Origin of the sequence: Gilliamella sp. App6-5, assembly GCF_001690525.1 — a bacterium.
GTDB lineage: Bacteria > Pseudomonadota > Gammaproteobacteria > Enterobacterales > Orbaceae > Gilliamella > Gilliamella apicola_H.
On the sequence record NZ_LZGT01000058.1, the window covers coordinates 1 to 1,187 of the forward strand.

The window sequence follows — 1,187 nt, forward strand, 5'->3', positions numbered from 1 at the left end:
CAAAAAATCACACCCAAAACCAAAGGAATTGTGATTATTAATCCCAATAACCCAACTGGTGCTGTTTACAGTAAAGACGTGTTGCTTGAAATTGCACAAATCGCGAGGCAAAATAATTTGATTATTTTTGCTGACGAAATTTACGATAAAATTTTATATGATGATGCGCAGCATTATTCAATTGCAGCACTAGCGCCAGACCTATTTGTTGTGACAATGAGCGGTTTATCAAAAACCTACCGAGTAGCAGGTTTTAGGCAAGGTTGGATGGCGCTTTGTGGTCCTAAACATCATGTAAAAGGCTATATTGAAGGTTTAAATATGCTGGCCTCAATGCGCTTATGTGCCAATGTACCATTACAACATGCTATTCAAGGGGCATTAGGAGGCTATCAAAGTATTAACGAATTTATTGTACCAGGTGGGCGACTATATGATCAGTGTATGTTGGCATGGCGCTTGCTCAATGACATCCCTGGTGTTTCATGCACTAAACCACAAGGTGCATTGTATCTATTTCCCAAATTAGATCAGAAACAATTTAACATCCATAACGATCAAAAATTGGTATTAGACTTTTTATTACAAGAAAAAGTGTTACTTGTACAAGGAACCGGTTTTAATTGGCATAAACCCGATCATGTTAGAATTGTTGCTTTACCACATACCGGAGAGCTTCAAGATGCGATCGGAAGATTTGCCAAATTCCTGTCTTCTTATAAGCAATAAAAACAATAGTCCTTTTGTCTATTGCCCTTTAAGTGTATTGGTTGATGGATTACTTCATAAATTAATCAACCAATAACCGCTATCGAACACAATAAATACTATATAAAAAAAGCGCCTTTATTGACGCTTTCAGATTGATGACAAAGAACTCGCTTTTTGGCGAGTTCTTTGATCTAATAGAGAGGAGTCCATTATAAGAGAAGTTCTTCTATGCTAAAAAAACCAACTCCAGCGACACCAGAAAAAATAGAGCAAATCTCGCTAGATGCGCTTGTCCCCCAAAATCATCTTGTTCGTAAAATAGCTAAAGTCATTGATTTTGAATTTATTCGAGAAGCGGTAGCACCACTTTATTGCCCTAATAACGGTCGTCCGGCAGAAGATCCGGTCAGACTGTTTAAAATCATGCTATTGGGGTATCTTTTCGGTATCCCCAGTGAACGTCGTCTGGTTCAGGA

2 protein-coding genes are annotated in these 1,187 nt (G+C 38.1%); both read left to right on the forward strand.

The window, feature by feature from the left end:
- Positions 1-729: aminotransferase class I/II-fold pyridoxal phosphate-dependent enzyme (locus tag A9G24_RS07225; RefSeq protein WP_141673105.1), on the forward strand; the 729-nt coding region annotated here is incomplete at its 5' end.
- A 210-nt stretch (positions 730-939) separates the two neighbouring features.
- Positions 940-1,187, forward strand: a 248-nt coding sequence (locus tag A9G24_RS07230) for a transposase (RefSeq protein WP_141673106.1), incomplete at its 3' end; no start/stop codon positions are given.